The sequence below is a fragment of the Sphingomonas turrisvirgatae genome (assembly GCF_001721295.1).
Classification (GTDB): domain Bacteria; phylum Pseudomonadota; class Alphaproteobacteria; order Sphingomonadales; family Sphingomonadaceae; genus Sphingomonas; species Sphingomonas turrisvirgatae.
The window spans coordinates 39,495-59,624 of record NZ_MDDS01000013.1; the positions used below are offsets into that span (position 1 = coordinate 39,495).

At 63.2% G+C, this 20,130-nt stretch carries 21 protein-coding genes; 8 read left to right on the forward strand and 13 right to left on the reverse strand.

Annotation, left to right across the window (positions count from 1 at the left end; translation table 11 throughout):
* The first annotated feature begins 18 nt into the window (after positions 1-18).
* On the forward strand, positions 19-234 hold the full coding sequence (locus BFL28_RS05485; RefSeq protein WP_069319603.1) for a DUF4170 domain-containing protein: 216 nt from the start codon (positions 19-21) through the stop codon (positions 232-234).
* A gap of 91 nt (positions 235-325) precedes the next feature.
* Here BFL28_RS05485 and greA read toward each other — a convergent pair whose 3' ends face one another.
* From greA to carA, 4 genes are all read right to left on the reverse strand, one after another.
* A complete protein-coding gene (gene greA, locus BFL28_RS05490; protein ID WP_069319604.1) occupies positions 326-802 on the reverse strand; it encodes a transcription elongation factor GreA in 477 nt (158 codons plus the stop codon).
* A gap of 79 nt (positions 803-881) precedes the next feature.
* On the reverse strand, positions 882-4,214 hold the full coding sequence (carB, locus tag BFL28_RS05495; RefSeq protein ID WP_069319605.1) for a carbamoyl-phosphate synthase large subunit: 3,333 nt from the start codon (positions 4,212-4,214) through the stop codon (positions 882-884).
* On the reverse strand, positions 4,214-4,588 hold the full coding sequence (locus BFL28_RS20700) for a hypothetical protein (protein WP_131818608.1): 375 nt from the start codon (positions 4,586-4,588) through the stop codon (positions 4,214-4,216). The genes carB and BFL28_RS20700 overlap by 1 nt, the downstream gene beginning before the upstream one ends.
* A gap of 375 nt (positions 4,589-4,963) precedes the next feature.
* A complete protein-coding gene (gene carA / locus BFL28_RS05500) occupies positions 4,964-6,127 on the reverse strand; it encodes a glutamine-hydrolyzing carbamoyl-phosphate synthase small subunit (protein ID WP_069319606.1) in 1,164 nt (387 codons plus the stop codon).
* Between the two features lie 131 nt (positions 6,128-6,258).
* Here carA and BFL28_RS05505 point away from each other — a divergent pair, with 131 nt between their 5' ends.
* The 6 genes from BFL28_RS05505 to BFL28_RS05530 all read left to right on the forward strand — a co-directional run bounded on the left by BFL28_RS05505 (position 6,259) and on the right by BFL28_RS05530 (position 13,112).
* Complete coding sequence (locus BFL28_RS05505) at positions 6,259-6,711, forward strand: GatB/YqeY domain-containing protein (protein ID WP_069319607.1); 453 nt, start codon at positions 6,259-6,261, stop codon at positions 6,709-6,711.
* A 1-nt stretch (position 6,712) separates the two neighbouring features.
* Positions 6,713-8,572 (forward strand): DNA primase, encoded by a 1,860-nt coding sequence (gene dnaG / locus BFL28_RS05510; RefSeq protein ID WP_069319608.1) that lies wholly within the window; start codon positions 6,713-6,715, stop codon positions 8,570-8,572.
* Positions 8,573-8,624: 52 nt separating this feature from the next.
* A complete protein-coding gene (gene rpoD, locus BFL28_RS05515; protein WP_069319609.1) occupies positions 8,625-10,649 on the forward strand; it encodes an RNA polymerase sigma factor RpoD in 2,025 nt (674 codons plus the stop codon).
* 164 nt (positions 10,650-10,813) lie between these two features.
* Positions 10,814-11,479: a DUF6975 family protein gene (locus BFL28_RS05520; protein ID WP_173655683.1), complete on the forward strand. Its 666-nt coding sequence runs from the start codon at positions 10,814-10,816 to the stop codon at positions 11,477-11,479.
* Positions 11,480-11,545: 66 nt separating this feature from the next.
* Positions 11,546-12,394, forward strand: coding sequence for an AAA family ATPase (locus tag BFL28_RS05525; RefSeq protein ID WP_069319610.1), 849 nt, complete (start codon positions 11,546-11,548; stop codon positions 12,392-12,394).
* A gap of 181 nt (positions 12,395-12,575) precedes the next feature.
* Positions 12,576-13,112 (forward strand): fasciclin domain-containing protein, encoded by a 537-nt coding sequence (locus BFL28_RS05530; RefSeq protein ID WP_069319611.1) that lies wholly within the window; start codon positions 12,576-12,578, stop codon positions 13,110-13,112.
* Between the two features lie 39 nt (positions 13,113-13,151).
* Here BFL28_RS05530 and BFL28_RS05535 read toward each other — a convergent pair whose 3' ends face one another.
* The 8 genes from BFL28_RS05535 to BFL28_RS05565 all read right to left on the reverse strand — a co-directional run bounded on the left by BFL28_RS05535 (position 13,152) and on the right by BFL28_RS05565 (position 19,330).
* Positions 13,152-13,709, reverse strand: coding sequence for a PAS domain-containing protein (locus tag BFL28_RS05535; RefSeq protein WP_241527227.1), 558 nt, complete (start codon positions 13,707-13,709; stop codon positions 13,152-13,154).
* An 82-nt stretch (positions 13,710-13,791) separates the two neighbouring features.
* Complete coding sequence (locus BFL28_RS05540) at positions 13,792-14,793, reverse strand: NADPH:quinone oxidoreductase family protein (RefSeq protein ID WP_173655684.1); 1,002 nt, start codon at positions 14,791-14,793, stop codon at positions 13,792-13,794.
* Positions 14,771-15,385, reverse strand: a complete 615-nt coding sequence (gene leuD, locus BFL28_RS05545) for a 3-isopropylmalate dehydratase small subunit (protein ID WP_069319613.1) — start codon at positions 15,383-15,385, stop codon at positions 14,771-14,773. Before leuD ends, BFL28_RS05540 begins: the two co-directional genes overlap by 23 nt.
* A gap of 22 nt (positions 15,386-15,407) precedes the next feature.
* Positions 15,408-15,530 carry a hypothetical protein gene (locus BFL28_RS21665; protein WP_277620992.1) on the reverse strand — a complete coding sequence of 41 codons (123 nt, stop codon included), beginning with the start codon at positions 15,528-15,530 and terminating at the stop codon, positions 15,408-15,410.
* Between the two features lie 15 nt (positions 15,531-15,545).
* Positions 15,546-16,985 (reverse strand): 3-isopropylmalate dehydratase large subunit, encoded by a 1,440-nt coding sequence (gene leuC, locus BFL28_RS05550; protein ID WP_069319817.1) that lies wholly within the window; start codon positions 16,983-16,985, stop codon positions 15,546-15,548.
* A gap of 99 nt (positions 16,986-17,084) precedes the next feature.
* A complete protein-coding gene (locus BFL28_RS05555) occupies positions 17,085-17,735 on the reverse strand; it encodes a CoA transferase subunit B (RefSeq protein ID WP_069319614.1) in 651 nt (216 codons plus the stop codon).
* Positions 17,736-18,626: an HAD family hydrolase gene (locus BFL28_RS05560; protein ID WP_069319615.1), complete on the reverse strand. Its 891-nt coding sequence runs from the start codon at positions 18,624-18,626 to the stop codon at positions 17,736-17,738.
* A complete protein-coding gene (locus BFL28_RS05565; RefSeq protein WP_069319616.1) occupies positions 18,623-19,330 on the reverse strand; it encodes a CoA transferase subunit A in 708 nt (235 codons plus the stop codon). The genes BFL28_RS05560 and BFL28_RS05565 overlap by 4 nt, the downstream gene beginning before the upstream one ends.
* Positions 19,331-19,566: 236 nt before the next feature.
* On the opposite strand from BFL28_RS05565, the gene BFL28_RS05570 reads away from it, so the two are divergent.
* Positions 19,567-19,752, forward strand: a complete 186-nt coding sequence (locus BFL28_RS05570) for a hypothetical protein (protein WP_241527228.1) — start codon at positions 19,567-19,569, stop codon at positions 19,750-19,752.
* Positions 19,753-19,805: 53 nt separating this feature from the next.
* On the opposite strand, the gene BFL28_RS05575 is transcribed toward BFL28_RS05570, so the two are convergent.
* On the reverse strand, positions 19,806-20,078 hold the full coding sequence (locus tag BFL28_RS05575) for a GlsB/YeaQ/YmgE family stress response membrane protein (RefSeq protein ID WP_420911754.1): 273 nt from the start codon (positions 20,076-20,078) through the stop codon (positions 19,806-19,808).
* Positions 20,079-20,130: the final 52 nt, after the last annotated feature.

Below are 20,130 nucleotides of genomic sequence, written 5' to 3' on the forward strand. Positions count from 1 at the left end.
CATTCCCCAGGAGAAATCATGAGCCAGTTGCTGCACCTCGTCTTCGGCGGCCGCGTCAAGGACCCGATGGGTCTGGACTTCGTCGATCCTTCCAACCTCGACGTGGTCGGCATCTTCCCCGATTATGCCAGCGCTGAAAAGGCCTGGCGCGGCGCGGCACAGCGCACCGTCGACGATGCCGAGATGAAATATGTTGTCGTCCATCTGCATCGCTTGATGGAACCGACGCTCTGATCCTTTGCCGCCCCGGCGAAAGCCGGGGTTTCGGGTCGAGAGTTAGCCGCCTGCCGTGCCGGATTCCGGCTTGGCCGGAATGCCGTGCCGGTCAGATGAATTCGATCTTGCTCACTTCGTACCAGCGGTCGCCCGCCGGCACGGTCACTTCGACCTCGTCACCCACCACCTTGCCGATCAGTGCCCGGCCGATCGGCGAGTTGTAGCTGATCCGGCCGGTCTTCACGTCCGCCTCGGCCTGGCCGACGATCTGATACTTCACTTCCTTATCGTCTTCGTCGAGCAGCGTCACCGTGGCCCCGAACACGACCTTGTCACCCGACAGTTCCTTGGGATCGATGATCTGAGCGCGCGACAGCTTGTCCTCGATGTCGGCGATCGTCGCTTCGTTCTGGCCCTGCTGTTCCTTGGCGGCGTGATATTCGGCATTTTCCGACAAGTCGCCATGCGCCCGAGCTTCCTCGATCGCGTCGACGATCAACGGCCGTTCGGATTTCAGGCGCTTCAGTTCCGCCGAGAGCTTCTCATAACCCTCCTGGAGCATCGGCATCTTTTCGACCGTGGCCATCGCTTAATCCTTCGTCAAAACCTCATCCCCAAGCGTGCCGATTTCGGCACGCCCGCACACTAACCTTCGTTGTTGGGGATCAATTGTGCGACTGCGAATAATACGCCTGCAGCGGCCGGACTTCAAGTGACTGGCCACGAAGGCCCGCGATCGCCCGTGCCGCCGCCACGCTCGCCGGCGCGGTCGTGAAATACGGAATTTTGAGCGACAGGGCCGATGCGCGGATCGACTCGCTGTCCTTCAGCGATTGCCAGCCCTCGGTGGTGTTGAAAACCATCGCAATGTCGCCGTCGCGGATGCGGTCGACAATGTGCGGGCGGCCCTGTGCGACCTTGTTGACTCGTTCGACCGGAACGCCCTGAGCCGTCAGGTAATCGGCCGTGCCGCCGGTCGCGACCAGGGTAAAACCCAACTCCGCGAGCAGTCTCGCGCCGGGAAGGACCACCGGCTTGTCGCTGTCCTTGACGCTCACGAACACCGCGCCCTGTTCAGGCAGCACGGTGCCGGCGCCGAGTTGCGATTTATAGAAGGCGATGGGAAAATCGCGATCGATCCCCATGACTTCGCCGGTCGACTTCATTTCCGGCGACAGAACCGGGTCCACGCCGGGGAAGCGCGCAAAGGGGAATACCGCTTCCTTGACCGCGATATGATCGATGTTGCGGTCGATCTTCGGCAGGTCCCTGAGCTTCTCGCCCGCCATCACGCGGCTTGCGATCTTGGCGATGGGCGTGCCGATCGCCTTGGCGACGAACGGTACGGTACGCGAGGCGCGCGGGTTGACCTCGATCAGATAGACGACGCCGTCCTTCACCGCGAACTGGATGTTCATCAGGCCGCGCACGTTCAGCGCGCGCGCCAACGCCTCGGTCTGACGCTCGATCTCGGTGATAACCTCAGCGGGCAGGCTATAGGGCGGGATCGAACAGGCGCTGTCGCCCGAATGGACGCCGGCTTCCTCGATATGCTGCAGCACGCCAGCGACGACCACATCGTCACCATCGGCAATGGCATCGACGTCGACCTCGATCGCGTCGCGAAGATACTGGTCGATCAGCACCGGCGCGTCGCCCGACACCTGCACCGCAGTCTGGATATAGTGATCCAGCTGCTCGGGCGTATCGACGATCTCCATCGCCCGCCCGCCCAGCACGAAGGACGGCCGGGTCAGCACCGGATAGCCGATCCGCTCGGCCACCGCGATCGCTTCGTCGCGGCTGCGTGCAATGCCGTTCGACGGCTGTTTCAGGCCCAGCTTCGATACGAGATCCGCGAACTGCTCGCGATCCTCGGCCAGGTCGATCGCGTCGGGCGAAGTGCCCAGGATCGGGATACCCGCACTCTCCAACGCGCGCGCCAGGTTCAATGGCGTCTGGCCGCCGAACTGAACGATGACGCCGACCAGTTCGCCCTTCGACTGCTCGACGTGCAGGATTTCCAGCACGTCCTCGGCCGTCAGCGGCTCGAAATACAGGCGGTCGGACGTATCGTAATCGGTGCTCACCGTTTCCGGGTTGCAGTTGATCATGATCGTTTCATAGCCCGCATCAGCCAGCGCGAAGCAGGCGTGGCAGCAGCAATAGTCGAACTCGATCCCCTGCCCGATCCGGTTCGGACCACCGCCCAGGATGACGATTTTCCGCCGATCCGACGGTACCGCCTCGCACTCCGGTTCGCCGAAGGATGGGGACTCATAGGTTGAGTACATGTACGGCGTCCTGGCGTCGAACTCGGCCGCGCAGGTGTCGATGCGCTTGAACACCGGGCGCACGCCCAGCTTGTGGCGCAGCGCGCGCACGTCTGCCTCGGTCACGCCGCCGGTCATCGCCTTCACGACCTCACCGATCAGGCCGGACGATCGCGCCATCTGCGCTGCGCCTTCGCGCAAATTCGCCGAGGACAGCGCCAGCCAGGCGAGCCGCTTATCGGAGAAGCCCATCGACTTGAGCTTTCGCATCCCCGCCGCGTCCTGCGGCAGGCCATGGGCGCACACCTCGCGCTCCGCCTCGATGATCTCCGCGATCCGCTCAAGGAACCAGGGGTCGTACGACGCCAGCTGGTTCACCTCTGCGACGGTAAAGCCTTCCCGCAGCGCCTGTGCCGCGACCAGCAGTCGGTCGGGCGAACGTACCGCCAAAGCCGCCTCGATCTCCGCGCGTGGCGCGCCGGCCAGCCGCTCGACATTGTTGAAGCCGGTGAGGCCCGTCTCCAGGCCGCGCAGCGCCTTCTGCATCGATTCATGGATGTTGCGGCCGATCGCCATCACTTCGCCGACCGACTTCATCGCGGTGCCGAGCACAGCTTCGGAGCCCTTGAACTTCTCGAACGCAAAACGCGGGATCTTGGTCACGACATAGTCGATCGTCGGCTCGAATGACGCCGGCGTCGCGCCGGTGATGTCGTTCTCGATCTCGTCCAGCGTATAGCCGACCGCCAGCTTCGCCGCGACCTTGGCGATCGGGAAACCGGTCGCCTTCGACGCCAGCGCCGAGGAACGCGACACGCGCGGGTTCATCTCGATCACGATCAGGCGACCGTCCTTGGGATTCACCGCGAACTGCACGTTCGATCCGCCAGTCTCAACGCCGATCTCGCGCAGCACCGCGATGCTGGCGTTGCGCATGATCTGATATTCCTTGTCGGTCAGCGTCAGCGCGGGCGCGACCGTGATCGAATCGCCGGTGTGCGTGCCCATCGCGTCGACATTCTCGATCGAGCAGATGATGATGCAGTTGTCGTTGCGATCCCGCACGACCTCCATCTCATATTCCTTCCAACCGAGGAGCGATTCCTCGATCAGCACCTCGGTGGTCGGCGACGCGTCCAGCCCCTTGCGGACGATGTCGATGAATTCTTCCTTGTTGTACGCGATGCCGCCGCCGGTGCCGCCCAGCGTGAAGGACGGGCGGATGATCGCAGGCAGGCCCACCTTCTCCAGCCCCTCCAGCGCCTCGGCCTCCGTGTGCGCGATGGCCGAACGGGCAGATTCGAGGCCGATCTTGTCCATCGCCTCACGGAACTTCAGGCGATCCTCGGCCTTGTCGATCGCCTCTGCATCGGCGCCAATCATGATGCAGCCGAACTTCTCCAGCGTGCCATCCTGCGCCAGTGCCAGCGCGGTGTTGAGCGCCGTCTGACCGCCCATCGTGGGAAGGACGGCGTCGGGCCGCTCCTTCTCGATGATCTTCGCCACGACCGCGGGCGTGATCGGCTCGACATAGGTCGCATCGGCCAGTTCGGGATCGGTCATGATCGTCGCCGGGTTCGAATTGACCAGGACGATGCGATAGCCCTCTTCCTTGAGCGCCTTGATCGCCTGCGTGCCCGAATAGTCGAACTCGCACGCCTGGCCGATTACGATAGGACCAGCGCCGATGACGAGGATGGAGGAGATGTCAGTGCGTTTAGGCATCAGGAGCTACGATCTTTCAAACGTCGTGTATCTTCTATCATCTGTTCCCGGAGTTGCGCTTTGCGCTCCTCCGGAAGATCAAGAAGCCACAACCATGCATCGCCGTTGATGCGCCCAGTAAATTCGCCGGTGTTGATTCGGGAGCAAAAACAGGACGCATCAGGTATCTGACCATACAACTCAGACATAAATGTTTTCGGACCATCAGAAAACTCGATAAGATAAGTACCAGGGAAATAATTCCACCAATCTACCACACGCTCATTGTTTTCAATGTACGATTGCACATCATCCGCATCGTAGCTTCGATCCATTGTATTAAATACAAGAATATAGAGGTTGTCGCGAATTTGTAGGCGATTGAGCTTACTCATCATCAGTAACCTTACGATCGACGGCGCGCATGTCCTCCAGGCTCATTAGAGGCGGTTGACTTATGATTGCCGGCAGCGCGCTCATGTCTACTCGTTTGCTATCTCCGAATACTCTCAAGGCCTGATCTCTGAGCCGGCACTCTTCAGACTGAAATAACTGTGGTCTATCACAGTATTTCAAAAATAGATACAGAGCCATCAACAGTGGAAGCAGCCCAACTGCAAAAAAGGCGAACTGAAAAATTCCATCGGAGAGCAGCGAGAGAACAAAGCATGGCAGGGAAATGATTGCGCATAGCCACAATACAGGGTTCATCACACTCTTAGTTGAGACACTCGCGAGAGCTTGTCGGAGCTCATGTGACAGACGCTCTTTCACCGCAGCATCCCCACAAACCGCTCGAACAGATAGAAGCTGTCCTGCGGCCCAGGCGATGCTTCAGGGTGATACTGCACGCTGAACGCACGCCCGCCGTCGAGTTCGATCCCACAATTGCTGCCGTCAAACAGCGACACATGCGTCTCGATCACGCCGTCGGGCAGGCTCGCGCTCTCGACCGCGAAGCCATGGTTCATGCTGGTGATCTCGACCGCGCCGTCACTCAGCCGCTTGACCGGGTGATTGGCGCCGCGATGGCCCTGGAACATCTTGGTGGTCTGGCCGCCGACGGCGAGCGCCAGCAGCTGATGCCCCAGGCAAATGCCGAACAGCGGCTTCTTCGTTTCCAGCAGCTCGCGGATCACCGGGACGGCGTACTCGCCGGTCGCGGCGGGATCGCCCGGGCCGTTCGACAGGAAGATGCCGTCGGGGTCGAAGCTCAGCACCTGCTTCGCCGTCGCCTGTGCCGGCAGCACCGTCACCCGCGCGCCGGCCTGCACCAGGTTGCGGAAGATGTTGTGCTTCGAGCCATAGTCGATCGCGACGACAGGGGGTCGCTCGCCGCCCGCCGCATCGGCGTCATAGCCATGGCCCAGCCGCCACACGCCGCCTTCCCAGCCGTAATGCGTTTCGGCGGTGACGGTGATGGCAAGGTCCATGCCCTCCAGCCCCGGCCATGCCCGCGCGCGCTCGAGCAGCCAGGGGATGTCGAACTCGCCGCTCGCCGAATGCGCGATCACGCCGTTGGGCGCGCCAGTCCCCCGGATGCGCCGCGTCAGCGCGCGCGTATCGATGCCGGACAGGCCGATGCGCTCATGCTGCTTCATCCAGTCATCCAGCCGCTCGACGCTGCGGAAGTTGGACGGCTCGGTCACATCCTCGCGCACGATCATGCCGAGCGCATGGGGATTGTCCGCCTCAACATCGTCCGGGTTCGCGCCGACATTGCCGATATGGGGAAAGGTGAAGCAGATCATCTGGCCCGCAAAAGACGGGTCGGTCATGATCTCCTGATAACCGGTCATCGCGGTGTGGAAGCAGACCTCGCCCGCGGCATTGCCCTCGGCCCCGAAGCCACGGCCCCAAATGACTTCGCCACTGGCAAGAACCAGGACGCCGGTAGCGCCTTCGGGCACGGCAATAGGCGTGGCTTCGGCCATCAGAGAAGGTCGCTCCTGTCAGTTTTTCCGGCGATGTCGCTAAGCGCTGCCCGCTAACCCCCTCCCCCCCTCGCGTCAACCGCCTGTGGGGTCTATTGCCCTGACATTCCGATTCACCTGTGAGTAGATTTATGATCCGCGACGACATCAAGACCGCGCTCGTCACCGCCATGAAGGCCGGCGAGAAGGACACGACCTCCACCATCCGCCTGATCCAGAGCGCGATCAAGAACCGCGATATCGAGGGGCGCACGCAGGCAGTTGTCTCTGACGACGACGCGCTGGTGGTCGAGGTGCTGCAAAAAATGGTCAAGCAGCGCCGCGAATCGATCGAGATGTTCGAAAAGGGCGGGCGCCAGGAACTCGCCGACGGAGAGAAAGCCGAAGTCGCGGTGATCGAGCGCTTCCTGCCCGCACAGCTCAGCGAAGACGACACACGCGCCGCGATCGAGGCGATCAAGACTGACCTCGGTGCCAGCGGCATGAAGGACATGGGCCGCGTGATGGCCGAACTCAAGTCGCGCCACGCCGCCAGCCTCGACATGAGCAAGGCAAGCGCGCTGGTGAAGGCGGCGCTGTCCTGAGGTGAGCCTGACCCCCGCCTTTCTCGACGAACTGCGCGCGCGGACCACGCTGTCCACCCTGATCGGGCGGACGGTGAAGATCACGCGCGCCGGTCGCGAATGGCGGGCGTGTTGCCCCTTCCATAATGAGAAGACGCCAAGCTTCTACATCAACGATGACAAGGGCTTTTATCACTGTTTCGGCTGCTCGGCGCATGGCGATGCGATCCGCTGGCTGACCGATCAGCAGGGCCTGCCCTTCATGGATGCGGTGAAGGAACTGGCGGCGGCGGCGGGGATGGACGTGCCGGCGGCCGATCCGCGCGCGGCGGAAAAGGCCGAGCGCGCCAAGGGGCTGCATGAGCTGGTGGCCGATGCGGCCAGTTTCTTCGCCGATCAGCTGCACGGCATCGCGGGGCAAGCGGCGCGCGCCGTGCTGGAGCGGCGCGGGATCAATGCCGATACGGCACGAGCGTTCGGCCTCGGCTATGCGCCGGATTCGCGAACGAAGCTCAAGGAAGCGCTCAAATCCTATGGCGACGCGATGCTGGTCGAGGCCGGCATGCTGATCAGCGTCGAGAACAAGGAGCCGTACGACCGGTTCCGCGGCCGGCTGATGATCCCGATCCGGGATGCGCGCGGCCGCGTGATCGCTTTCGGCGGTCGGATCATCGGCGAGGGCGAGCCGAAATATCTGAATTCGCCCGAGACGCCGCTGTTCGACAAAGGCCGTACGCTCTACAATCTCGATCGCGCCGCCGCCGCCTCACGCAAGTCGGGCCGCGTGATCGCGGTCGAGGGCTATATGGACGTGATCGCCCTGGCGCAGGCTGGCTTTGGCGAAGCCGTCGCCCCGCTCGGCACCGCGCTGACCGAGCACCAGATCGAACGGCTCTGGCGCATGGCGGACGTGCCGCTGCTCGCCTTCGATGGTGACGGTGCGGGACAGAAGGCTGCGATCCGCGCCGCACATCGCGCCCTGCCCCATCTGGCGCCCGGTCGCAGCCTGGCGTTCGTCACCTTGCCCCACGGCCAAGATCCCGACGATCTCGTCCGCTCGGCCGGACCTCAGGCGTTCGAACAGCTGCTTGCCGCCGCCCAGCCGCTGGCCGACCGGATTTGGCAGCATGAACTCGCCGCCGAGCCGCTCGATACGCCCGAGCAGCGAGCTGGCCTCAAGCGCCGCCTGTCCGATCTTGCCGGAACCATTCAGGACGCGAACGTCCGCCACGAATATGTGCAGGAGTTCCGCAACCGGTTCGACGCGCATTTCGCGCCTGCCCCGCGTGCCTTCACCCCGCGAACGCCGACGCGTGGCAAGGCCGGGCAGCGCTGGCAGCCGCCCGAACCGCCGCCCAGCCCCACGGTTCAGGCGCTTGGCGCAACGGGAATCGACCGCGTGTTGGCCAAGGCGGTGCTCGCCGGCCTGATCCGACATCCGGCCGAAATCGCCCGGCATGTCGAGATCCTGTCGTCGATGCGTCTGGCCGACGATGCGCTCGGTCGGCTGTTCGAAGCGGTGGTGGACGTGGCGCTTGAGGATCAGGCGCTTGAGGATCAGGCGCTTGATACCGCTCGGCTGCGCACCATATTGGCCGCGTCCGGTTTCGATCAGATTTCAAGCGAGTTGCTGCGCGCAGACACGTTGCCCTTCACCTTCACGCAGAAGGAATGGGACGCGGGGCGGGCGTCGCTCGACCTGGGCGAGGCGATCGCGGTGCTGGCAGCCAGGCCGCAGGTCGATGCCGCGCTCGCGGAAGCGACGGCGGCGGTGCAGGCGGGATTTAGCGACGCGGCGTTCGAGCGGCAGGTGGCGCTTGTACGGCGCAAGGCGGAACTCGAATTGCGTCTCGCGAATCTGATGCTTGCGGACGAAGAGTAACTTGGCGCATAGGCGGCGTATAATTGCCGCCATCTGCATACAAAGGCATTCGATGGCAAAGGCAATCATGGCTGACGACGGGGACACGACCGAGGGCGGCGATGCGCCGCTGATCGACCTCAACGAAGGCTCCATCAAGAAGCTGGTCGCGCGCGCAAAGAAGCGTGGCTACATTACCGTCGACCAGCTGAACGAGATGCTTCCGCAGGATCAGTTCACGACCGATCAGATCGAGGACGTGATGTCGGCCCTGTCCGACATGGGCGTCAACGTGGTCGAGAATGAGGACGCGGGCGAGGACGGCGAGACCGAGGAGGACACGCCGGACGAGGTCGATACCGACAGCAAGGACGACGGCGAACCAGCGTTCGAGATCCAGAAGAAGAAGGAAACGGTCGATCGCACCGACGATCCCGTTCGCATGTACCTGCGCGAGATGGGGGCCGTCGAGCTGCTGTCGCGCGAGGGCGAGATCGCGATCGCCAAGCGGATCGAGGCCGGCCGCGACACGATGATCCTGGGCCTGTGCGAATCGCCGATCACGTTCAACGCGATCATCGGCTGGTCCGACGCGCTGAACGAAGGGACGATGCAGCTGCGCGAGATCCTCGATCTCGATGCCATGCTCAACAAGGGTCCGTCGGCTGAACAGGTCGAGGGCGCTGAGGAAGACGACAACGGCGAGATCAGCGAAAAGACCGCCGGGACGAGCATCAAGGAAGAAGAAGAGCCCGAGGAGGCTTCGGTCGACGAGGATGAGGACGGCGAGCGCCGCACGCCACGGCCGTCGGACGATGATGAGGAGGACAACACCCTCAGCCTCGCCCAGATGGAGGAGACACTCAAGCCGCAGGCGCTTGAGAAGTTCGCCAACATCACTGCGATCTACAAGAAGTTCAGCAAGATGCAGCAGCAGCGGCTGGACGCGATGGCGGCCGGCGGCGAGCTCGCGGCGGCTGACGAGAAGAAGTATCAGAAGCTGCGCGAGGATCTTACCGCCGAGGTCGAGAGCGTGCAGTTCCACCAGGCGAAGATCGAATATCTCGTCGATCAGTTGTACAGCTTCAACCGCCGGCTGACCGCGCTGGGCGGCCAGATGCTGCGCCTGGCCGAGCGGCATAAGGTGAACCGCAAGGACTTTCTCGACCGCTACGTCAATCACGAGATGGACGAGCAGTGGCTCGGGTCCGTGGGCGGCATCGACAAGAAGTGGGCCGCCTTCGCCACGAACGAGGGTGCCGCGGTCGATCGAATTCGGGTGGAAGTGGCGGAAATCAGCCAGCAGACCGGCATGGCGCTCATCGAATTCCGCCGCATCGTCAACATGGTGCAGAAGGGCGAGCGCGAGGCCCGAATTGCCAAGAAGGAGATGGTCGAGGCGAACCTGCGGCTGGTGATCTCGATCGCCAAGAAATACACAAACCGCGGCCTGCAGTTCCTGGACCTGATCCAAGAGGGCAATATCGGCCTGATGAAGGCGGTCGATAAGTTCGAATATCGCCGCGGCTACAAGTTCAGCACTTATGCGACCTGGTGGATCCGTCAGGCGATCACTCGCTCGATCGCTGACCAGGCGCGCACGATTCGCATCCCGGTCCACATGATCGAGACGATCAACAAGCTGGTGCGCACCAGCCGCCAGTTCCTGCACGAGCAGGGTCGCGAGCCGACACCGGAGGAGATGGCCGAACGCCTTTCCATGCCGCTCGAAAAGGTGCGCAAGGTGATGAAGATCGCCAAGGAGCCGATCAGCCTCGAGACGCCGATCGGCGACGAGGAGGATTCGCACCTCGGCGACTTCATCGAGGACAAGAATGCGATCATCCCGGTGGACGCCGCGATCCAGGCGAACCTCAAGGAAACGGTCACCCGCGTCCTGGCAAGCCTGACCCCGCGCGAGGAGCGCGTGCTGCGCATGCGCTTTGGCATCGGCATGAACACCGACCATACGCTGGAGGAAGTGGGCCAGCAGTTCAGCGTCACTCGCGAGCGCATTCGCCAGATCGAGGCAAAGGCGCTCCGCAAGCTCAAACATCCCAGCCGCTCGCGCAAGATGCGGTCGTTCCTGGATCAGTGACATGAAGGGCGGGGTTATCCCCGCCCTTTTCGCATCGGGACGGCGCGCCTGCACAAAAGGTAAACCGCGCATCAACCACGTCTTTACGCGCTTCGGTATAGACCCGTGCCTCACAACATCGATGCGCGGCAGCGTTTTGGCCGTGTGTCGAGCGTGGGGATGAAATGGCTTTCGAATCGGTCCAGACTGCTGGAATGGGCGGTGCGTCGGGTACGCTTGCGACATTGGTCGCGGCGGATGGCAGCACCGGGCACCGTTTTCTCGCGCGCCTCGGTACCGGCACGCCGGCAATGCGCGACCTGTCCGACGTTGTGCACCAACTCTGCCTGCTTCATGCGCGGCACCCCGATGTGATCGAGCAGGCTGCCGCGCACTCGCGCGAGGCTGCCACGGCCGAATGGCTGGCTCAAGCCGCGCCGGCATTTGCCGCCGAACGCGCCTTCGTCGTCCGGTTGGTCGCCGCCGCCGGTCCGTTGCCCAGCACGCCCGGACAGGCAGCATCAGAGGCTGCCATAGCGGCGCAACGTCATGCGCTCGACATGCTGGCGCAATCAGACCGCGCAGGCTGCGCCGATGGCACGGCGCTGGCGCTGATCCTGGATTGGCCGGCGATCCGTGGCATGCTCGATCTTACGGCTAGGCGATTGGGCATCGACCCGCCCGACTCCACGCTGCCGCCGGTGCACGAGACGATGACGGTGGTCGACGCTCTCGCCGCCCGGCTGTCCACCGAACGCGCAATGCTGTTCGGCGCGCAGCAGATGCTGGCCCAGCATCGCGGGCTGTGGGACCTGTTGGAGGCCCGTGCGAGCGCGCGCGACCGCCACTGATCGCTTGCGCGGCCCTGTCCCTTCCCGCTACCCCGTACCCGATCTTCCAATCTGGCGAGGACGGGCATGCGCTTCGAAGGCACTCAGGACTATGTCGCTACCGACGATCTCAAGGTCGCGGTAAACGCTGCCGTCACGCTTCGCCGTCCTCTGCTGGTGAAAGGCGAGCCGGGTACCGGCAAGACGGTGCTTGCCTATGAGATCGCCAAGGCGGTCAACGCGCCGCTGATCGAATGGAACGTCAAGTCGACGACCAAGGCGCATCAGGGTCTGTACGAATATGACGCCGTTGCGCGACTGCGGGACGGCCAACTCGGCGACGAACGCGTCCACGACATTAGCAACTATATCCGCAAGGGAAAGCTGTGGGAGGCCTTCACGTCGCCGCAACTGCCGGTGCTGCTGATCGACGAGATCGACAAGGCCGACATCGAGTTCCCCAACGATTTGCTCCACGAACTCGATCGCATGGCGTTCCATGTCTATGAAACGAACGAGACGGTGCGCGCCGTCGAGCGGCCGATCGTCGTCATCACGTCGAATAATGAAAAGGAACTGCCAGACGCATTTCTGCGCCGCTGCTTTTTCCATTACATCAAGTTCCCGGATCGCGAAACGATGCAGGCGATCATCGACGTCCATTTCCCCGGCATCCAGAAGATCCTGGTCAGCAAGGCGATGGACATCTTCTACGACATTCGCGAGGTGCCGGGTCTCAAGAAAAAGCCGAGCACGAGCGAATTGCTCGACTGGCTGAAGCTCCTCCTGCACGAGGACATGCCGCTCGAGGTCCTGCAGAACCGCGACCCGACCAAGGCAATTCCGCCGCTGCACGGCGCGCTGCTTAAAAACGAACAGGACATCATGCTGTTCGAGCGGCTGGCGTTCATGGCACGGCGGCAGGGTGGAAAGTAGCTTTCCCGCACGTTTTATCGACTTGCCCTTAAGGGCAAGCTCGAGAGGCATACAGCAAAAGAATTGTTAATTTCCCATGACTTGGCATTGAAGGCTTGTATTTAGTCAGAGGTTCCAGAGCGAAACGAAATCCCGCCTGGCGCATTGGCGCTGAACCATTTCGATCTGAGGACGAATATCCATGTCTACGCTTCGCAATTTGCTTGTGCTCACCGCTGGTGGTCTGATCGCGACCGCGCCGGTCATTGCCCAGCCGCAGTCAGCGGCCCCCTCCCGGACCATCGTCGAGAATGCATCAGCCACGCCGTCGCTCAGCACGCTGGTTTCAGCGGTCAAGGCGGCTGGCTTGGTCGAGACCTTGAGTGGCCCGGGTCCATTCACAGTCTTCGCGCCCGCCGATCCTGCCTTTTCCGCCCTGCCAGCCGGCACCGTCGACACCCTGCTGAAGCCCGAGAATAAGGGCCAGTTGACCAGTGTTCTGACCTACCACGTCGTGCCCGGCCGCGTTACGGCGCAGAACCTGATGCAACAGATCAAGACCGGTGGCGGCACGGCGACGCTCAAGACGGTGCAGGGCGCAGAACTGAAGGCTAGCTTGTCCGGCAACTCGGTGGTGATCACCGATGCCGCGGGCGGCACCGCAACGGTCACCACGGCCGACGTCCAGAACCGCAACGGCATCGTCCACGTGATCGATAAGGTGCTGATGCCGATGTGATAGCGTTTCTGCGGGAGCGTTCGCGCTTCCCGCGGATCACTACAGCCCCGCCTCGATCGCAACTCGGATCGCCTCCGCCGTCGTCCGGCATCCGAGCGCCTTGAGCAGGGCGGAACGTTGCAGCTTCACCGTCCGTTCGCTGACGCCCAGCTCAAATGCGATCTGTTTGTTCATAAGGCCTGCTGCCATGCGTTGCAGCACGGCCCGTTGTCGGTCGGACAGACCATCTAGCAAAGATTTGGCAGGTTGATCCGTGCGCGGCGTCGAGACATCGAACTGCGAACCCAGTATGTAGCGGACCTCGCCGTCAGGATCGAACAGCGGCGCCAGCATGATGGCGTTGCGGAACCTCGATCCGTCACGGCGATAATTCGTGATCTCGACCAGCGTGGCGCGCCGCTCACGCAAGGCGGAACGTAATTCTTCGGTAAGATGCGGCTCGGTCTCCGGCCCGCGCAGAAATCGGCAATTGCGCCCGATCACCTGCTCGCGCGGATAGCCGGTCAGCCGCACGAAGGCATCGTTGCAGGCGATGATCGGATAATCGCCAGCCGTCGCATCGCTGACGACGGCAGCAACCGAGCTGCCCGCGATCATCGCATCAGGTGACATCGACCTGTGTTAAGCGCACGTGAGCCGGAAAATCCATCGCAATCTACGGCAAGTCACCGGCCTGAACTCAATCTGCCACCTTCACGACGAGCTTGCCGATCGCACCCCGGCTGGCGAGTTTGGCAATCGCCTTGCCGCCATCCTCGAAGGCGAAGGTTTCGCTGACGTGCGGAGCGATCTTACCCGCTTGCCACAGGCGGAAGAGGTGATCGACGTGCGCAGCGTTTGCCTGCGGATCACGTGCCGCAAACGCTCCCCAGAACACGCCGCACACATCGCAGCTCTTGAGCAGTGTCAGGTTGAGCGGCAGCCTGGGGATGCCGGCGGGGAAGCCGACCACCAGATAGCGCCCTTCCCACCCGATCGAGCGCAGCGCGGGTTCGGCATAGTCGCCGCCGACGGGGTCATAGATGACCTGCGCGCCGTTCGGCCCGACGGCTTCCTTGAACTGCTCGGCCAGTGCCTTGGACTGGTCTTTGTCGAACGGCGCGCGCCCATAGACGACCGTCGCGTCAGCGCCAGCGGTGCGAGCGGCAGCCGCCTTCTCCTCGCTCGATACCGCGGCAACGACATGGGCGCCGAATGCCTTGCCAAGCTCGATCGCCGAAAGACCGATGCCGCCGGCCGCACCGAGTACCAGCAGCGTGTCGCCTGCCTTGAGATGCCCTCTATCGAGCAGTGCGTGAATGCTGGTGCCATAGGTCATCAGCAACGCCGCGCCCTGCTCGAAGCTCTTGCCCTCAGGCAAGCGATAAAGCCGGCGCTGCTCGACGGCGACCTTCTGCGCAAGGCCATTCCATCCGATCGATGCGATGACCCGATCGCCGGGCTGCCAGCCGGCGACCCCCTCCCCCACGGCTTCGACGACGCCGGCGATCTCGCCGCCCGGTGCAAACGGCCGCGGCGGCTTGAACTGGTATTTGTCCTCGATGATGATGACGTCGGGATAGTTGATCGCGCAGGCCTTTACCGCGACCAGCACTTCGCCCGGCTTCGCAACCGGGTCAGGTAATTCGTTGATTGTTAGAGTTTCAGGTCCGCCGATCTCATGCGACAACAACGCCTTCATTCCCGCCCTCCCGCTTGAGCCAGGGACGGTCCAGATCGACCGCCGACTCATATTTCGAAATTGCGGTATCTCTTGCCAGTGTCAGGCCGACTTCGTCCAGCCCCTGCATCAGGCAATTACGGCGAAACGGATCCATGTCGAACGCGAACCGGTCCTGGAACGGCGTGGTGATCGTCATCGTCTCGAGATCGACCGTCACTTCGTCGGTCTTGGCGACCTCGATCAGACGATCGATCGCGTCTTGTGGCAGCACGACGGCGACGATGCCGTTCTTGAACGCGTTGCCCGAGAAGATATCGGAATAGCTCGGCGCGATCACCGCCTTGATCCCCATGTCGGCCAGCGCCCACGCGGCGTGCTCGCGGCTCGAGCCACAGCCGAAATTGTCGCCGGCGATCAGGATCGGGGAACCGGCATAATCAGGGTCGTCGAAGATGTTGCCCGGCTGCGCCCGAATGCTCTCGAACGCTCCCTTGCCAAGCCCTTCGCGGCTGATCGTCTTGAGCCAGTGCGCCGGGATGATGATGTCGGTGTCGATATTTTTGGCGCCCCAGGGATACGCCTTGCCCTCGACCTTCTTGACCGGATCCATCTTCAACCTCCGTGCGCTGGGTTCAGCGGCTGGCGCGATCCTGCGGCTTCGTCGGCTCCACCGCTTGTGCCGTCGATGTCGCATAAAGGGCAGCAGCCCCGCTCAGGGCCGTGCCGGCCACCAGCATCACAAATACGCGCTTCACTGGAAATCTTCCCCTTCATCGGGCCCCCATCAGGTCCCGAACGTCCGTCAACCTGCCCGTCACCGCCGCAGCCGCCGCCATGGCGGGCGAGACGAGGTGCGTTCGCGCGCCCGGTCCCTGGCGTCCTACGAAATTCCGATTCGAAGTGGAAGCACAGCGTTCGCCCGGCGGCACTTTATCCGGATTCATCGCCAGGCACATTGAACAGCCCGGCTCGCGCCATTCAAAGCCAGCCTGGGTGAAGATACGATCAAGTCCCTCGGCCTCGGCCTGACGCTTGACCAGACCCGAGCCTGGTACGATCAACGCCTGACGCACGCCATCGGCGACACGGCGGCCGTTCACCACGGCCGCGGCTGCACGCAGATCCTCGATCCGGCTGTTCGTGCAACTGCCAATGAAGATATTCTCGACTGCGATGTCCTGCATCCGCATGCCGGGCGTCAGGCCCATATATTCTAGCGACCTCTGCGCCGCGACCCGCTTGGCGGGATCGGCGAAGCTTTCGGGATTCGGCACGGTGCCAGTGATCGGCACGACGTCCTCCGGACTCGTGCCCCAGGTGAGCGAGGGCGAGATATCGCTGCCCTGCAGCGTGACCACCTTATCATGGCAAGCGCCGGCATCGGTCGGCAGCGTGCGCCACCAGGCGAGCGCCTGTTCCCATTGCGCGCCCTTTGGCGCCATGGGGCGGCCCTTCAGATACGCAAAGGTGGTCTCGTCCGGCGCGATCAGGCCCGCGCGCGCGCCGCCTTCGATCGACATGTTGCTGACGGTCAGCCGCCCTTCCACCGACAGGCTGCGGATCACCTCGCCGGTATATTCGACAACATAGCCCGTGCCGCCCGCAGCGCCAGTCTTGCCAATGATCGCCAGCACAACGTCCTTGGCGCTGACGCCATAGCCCAGCGTACCGTCGACGCGGATCTCCATCGTCTTCGATTGCTTGAGCATCAGCGTCTGCGTCGCGAGCACATGCTCGACCTCGCTCGTGCCGATGCCGAATGCCAGCGCGCCAAGCGCACCGTGCGCCGAGGTATGGCTGTCGCCGCAGACCAGCGTGGATCCGGGAAGCGTGAAGCCCTGCTCGGGGCCGACGACATGGACGATGCCCTGTTCCGGCGATGTCGCGCCGAAATAGTCGATCCCGAACTCGGCGACGTTACGTTCGAGTGTGGCAAGCTGCTGCGCACTTTCCGGATCGGCGATCGGCAGGCGATTGCCCGCGCCATCGGTCCTCGCCGTGGTCGGCAGGTTGTGATCCGGCACCGCCAGCGTCAGGTCCGGCCGACGGACGCGGCGGCCGTTCGCCCGCAGACTTTCGAACGCCTGCGGGCTGGTCACCTCATGCACCAGGTGCCGATCGATATAGATGAGGCAGGTGCCGTCCTCACCGCGCTCCACGACGTGCGCATTCCAGATTTTCTCGTAGAGCGTGAGCGGCTGGCTGGTCATCATGGTGTGCCAATACGCCTTTGTTGCGCCGGAACAAGCGCAGGCAGCATTTCATTGCGCCAAGCTGAGGTTGTGGGCGGCAGCTGCCGCCCACACACTTCACGCGGCGATCAGCGCGACTTCATAGCTGGCGGTCGTCTTCGCCGCGACTTCCGCTTCCGATACGCCGGGTGCCAGTTCGATCAGACGGAACGGCGCGTCATGGTCGTCACGCTGGAACACGGCGAGGTCGGTGATGATCATGTCCACCACATTCTTGCCGGTCAGCGGCAGCGTGCAATCGGGGATGAACTTGGGGGTGCCATCCTTGGCATTATGCTCCATCACCACGATCACCTTCTTGACCCCGGCGACCAAGTCCATGGCGCCGCCCATGCCCTTGATCATCTTGCCCGGGATCATCCAGTTGGCGATGTCGCCATTCTGCGCCACTTCCATCGCGCCCAGCACGGTCAGGTCGATATGCCCGCCGCGGATCATCGCAAAGCTATCGGCGCTGCTGAAATAGACCGATTGCGGCAATTCGCTGATGGTCTGCTTGCCCGCGTTGATGAGGTCCGAATCCTCCTCCCCTTCATAGGGGAAGGGGCCGATGCCGAGCATCCCGTTTTCAGACTGAAGCGTCACCGTCACGCCCTCGGGGATATGATTGGCGACCAGCGTCGGGATGCCGATGCCCAGGTTGACGTAGAAGCCGTCCTGCAGTTCCTTGGCGGCACGGGCGGCCATTTCATCGCGAGTCCAGGGCATTCATTTTCCTCCCGTGGGATTGATCGAAGGGACAGCCGTGCTGCGCACGGGGCTTGGGAGCAGGAACCACCCTGCCCCCCATAATGGCGCGACCATCGTATCGGTCACCGCCATGGATTGCATCTGCGCCTGCCCGCTCGCGGGCAGTAGGCTGCGGAAGTCTTCAAACGCGTCGCCGACAATGGCGATGACACAATAATCGCCGGCAATGCCCCTGCGGACGGCGTCCGCCGAAGCCTGGCCTTGCAGATACAGCGTTTTCCCCAGTTCAAGCCGCCCAAAACCGAGCTGGTCCAGTGCGGCAATGACGCCGGTGGCGCTCTCGGGTGAACGAGCCGAGGTGAAGATGACGGCGATGCCTTCCCGGCGGGCTGCTTCGACGCCCTCTAACGCGCCTGGGGCGGCGACGATCGCATCACGCGCATCGCCGTTCCAGCGCCGCCATCGCGCATCGGGATCAGCGCTTTTCGCCGCGTCCTCGTCAATGTCGACAAGCATCGCCAGCGGCTTTTTGTCGCACGCGACATAGCGCGGCGCGGCCAACGCGGCGCCAGTGTCGAGGACAGCCGACCGCAGCGGCTCGCCGCGGGCTCGCTTTGCGGCCTGGGCGGCAAGATATGTCCACAGCCCCTGATATCCCTGCAACGCCTCGGCCGCGTGCTCGCCAGCTGCGCCGCCGGGCGGAGGAAGTGCGGTCAGCGTGGTCGTCACGACCAACGGCGCGGACGCCGGATCGTCTGCCTGAACCGCTACCGATCGAGCCTCCCTCGCCTTGGAGCGCTCCCCCCGTGCGATCGCCCCGCCGGCCGCCAGCGGGATCGCCGCAGCCACGCAGCCGTGAATCAGCAGCGATGCCGACGCCATGACCAGCGCGGCGCGCAGGCGGATCACGCCGTCTCGCGGACCCGGGTGGTGCGGAACTCGATCTTCTTGTCGTATGGCGCACCGACGATCATGCGCTTCACGTAGATCCCGGGCAAATGAATGGCATCGGGGTCGAGGCTGCCGACCGGCACCACTTCCTCGACCTCGGCGACGCAGATGTTCCCGGCGGTCGCCATCGGCTGGTTGAAATTGCGCGCGGTCTTGCGGAAGATCAAATTGCCGCTCTCGTCGGCCTTCCAGCCCTTGATGATCGACAGATCGGCACGAATACCGCGCTCCAGGATATATTCCTGGCCGTCGAACACCTTCACCTCCTTGCCTTCGGCCACCTTGGTGCCAACGCCCGTCTTGGTGTAAAACCCCGGGATACCGGCCCCGCCGGCACGGCAGCGTTCCGCCAGCGTTCCCTGCGGGCAGAATTCGACTTCGAGTTCGCCGGCGAGATATTGCCGCTCGAACTCCTTGTTCTCACCGACATAGCTGGAGATCATCTTGCGCACTTGCCGCGTGCGCAGCAGCTTGCCGAGGCCTTCGTTATCGATGCCGGCGTTGTTGCTGGCGATCGTCAACTCCTTGACCCCCGACTCCTTGATGGCATCGATCAACCGCTCGGGAATGCCGCACAATCCAAACCCACCCGCGCAGATCGTCATGCCGTCGTGCAGCAATCCGGCCAAAGCTGCACTGGCGTCGGGGTAGAGCTTGTTCATTGCGCGAGTCTCCCTCTCTCGTCTCGATCGGCCGATAGGGGAGCGTTGGCGGAAGGGTCAAGCGGCGCGAGTGGCGGCGACCAGCAAGACGAAATTACGCTGCGCTGCGGCGAAATGCGGCGGACGCTTATTGCGAAGCCTTAACCCTTCGCACATAGGATCGTGCGGGGCATATCTACCGGGCGGGTTGCGGACGAATGATCGAGTTTTCAGTTTTCATCTACGGCTTGTTGTCGATGTTCGTCCTATTGTCGGTCGAGCAGAACCGCCGGCTTGCGCGTCCCAACCCGCAGATGGTGACGGTAGTCGGCTGGGGCCTGTTTTCGATGTCCTCGACCCTTGCCGTCTTGTTCGGCGCAGTGGCGCTGGCGGCACTCCTGGGCGTCCACGTTCCCTTCCTGCCACAGGGCGCGCTGGGCTGAACAAAATAGGGGCGGCCGAAGCCGCCCCAGTTGCTTGGGAACGTTGTCCGGGCTTAGCGAACCGAGCCGCGGCGAACCAGGTTGACGATCGCCAGCAACACGACCGCACCCAGGAACGAAATAAGCAGCGAGGTTGCGCTGAACGAACCATCGGTAATCGAAGCACCGCCGATCATCGGCGTGATGAGCAGGCCCGCCAGCAGCGCGCCGACGATGCCCACGACGACATTCAGGAAGATGCCTTGCTGCGCGTCGGTCCGCATGACGATGCTGGCCAACCAGCCCAGCACACCGCCTACCACAAGCAATACGATAAGGTTGATCATCTGCCGTCTCCCGTAATCCGGCTCGGCAGTGCCGAGTCTGGCTTATATACGG

Excerpts from the sequence above, each read along its gene's own strand:
- BFL28_RS05485 (WP_069319603.1), top strand. The coding sequence starts at position 19 with ATGAGCCAGTTGCTGCACCTCGTCTTCGGCGGCCGCGTCAAGGACCCG.
- greA (WP_069319604.1), bottom strand. The coding sequence starts at position 802 with ATGGCCACGGTCGAAAAGATGCCGATGCTCCAGGAGGGTTATGAGAAG.
- carB (WP_069319605.1), bottom strand. The coding sequence starts at position 4,214 with ATGCCTAAACGCACTGACATCTCCTCCATCCTCGTCATCGGCGCTGGT.
- BFL28_RS20700 (WP_131818608.1), bottom strand. The coding sequence starts at position 4,588 with ATGAGTAAGCTCAATCGCCTACAAATTCGCGACAACCTCTATATTCTT.
- carA (WP_069319606.1), bottom strand. The coding sequence starts at position 6,127 with ATGGCCGAAGCCACGCCTATTGCCGTGCCCGAAGGCGCTACCGGCGTC.
- BFL28_RS05505 (WP_069319607.1), top strand. The coding sequence starts at position 6,259 with ATGATCCGCGACGACATCAAGACCGCGCTCGTCACCGCCATGAAGGCC.
- rpoD (WP_069319609.1), top strand. The coding sequence starts at position 8,625 with ATGGCAAAGGCAATCATGGCTGACGACGGGGACACGACCGAGGGCGGC.
- BFL28_RS05520 (WP_173655683.1), top strand. The coding sequence starts at position 10,814 with ATGGCTTTCGAATCGGTCCAGACTGCTGGAATGGGCGGTGCGTCGGGT.
- BFL28_RS05525 (WP_069319610.1), top strand. The coding sequence starts at position 11,546 with ATGCGCTTCGAAGGCACTCAGGACTATGTCGCTACCGACGATCTCAAG.
- BFL28_RS05530 (WP_069319611.1), top strand. The coding sequence starts at position 12,576 with ATGTCTACGCTTCGCAATTTGCTTGTGCTCACCGCTGGTGGTCTGATC.
- BFL28_RS05535 (WP_241527227.1), bottom strand. The coding sequence starts at position 13,709 with ATGATCGCGGGCAGCTCGGTTGCTGCCGTCGTCAGCGATGCGACGGCT.
- BFL28_RS05540 (WP_173655684.1), bottom strand. The coding sequence starts at position 14,793 with ATGAAGGCGTTGTTGTCGCATGAGATCGGCGGACCTGAAACTCTAACA.
- leuD (WP_069319613.1), bottom strand. The coding sequence starts at position 15,385 with ATGGATCCGGTCAAGAAGGTCGAGGGCAAGGCGTATCCCTGGGGCGCC.
- leuC (WP_069319817.1), bottom strand. The coding sequence starts at position 16,985 with ATGACCAGCCAGCCGCTCACGCTCTACGAGAAAATCTGGAATGCGCAC.
- BFL28_RS05555 (WP_069319614.1), bottom strand. The coding sequence starts at position 17,735 with ATGCCCTGGACTCGCGATGAAATGGCCGCCCGTGCCGCCAAGGAACTG.
- BFL28_RS05565 (WP_069319616.1), bottom strand. The coding sequence starts at position 19,330 with ATGAACAAGCTCTACCCCGACGCCAGTGCAGCTTTGGCCGGATTGCTG.
- BFL28_RS05570 (WP_241527228.1), top strand. The coding sequence starts at position 19,567 with ATGTTCGTCCTATTGTCGGTCGAGCAGAACCGCCGGCTTGCGCGTCCC.
- BFL28_RS05575 (WP_420911754.1), bottom strand. The coding sequence starts at position 20,078 with ATGATCAACCTTATCGTATTGCTTGTGGTAGGCGGTGTGCTGGGCTGG.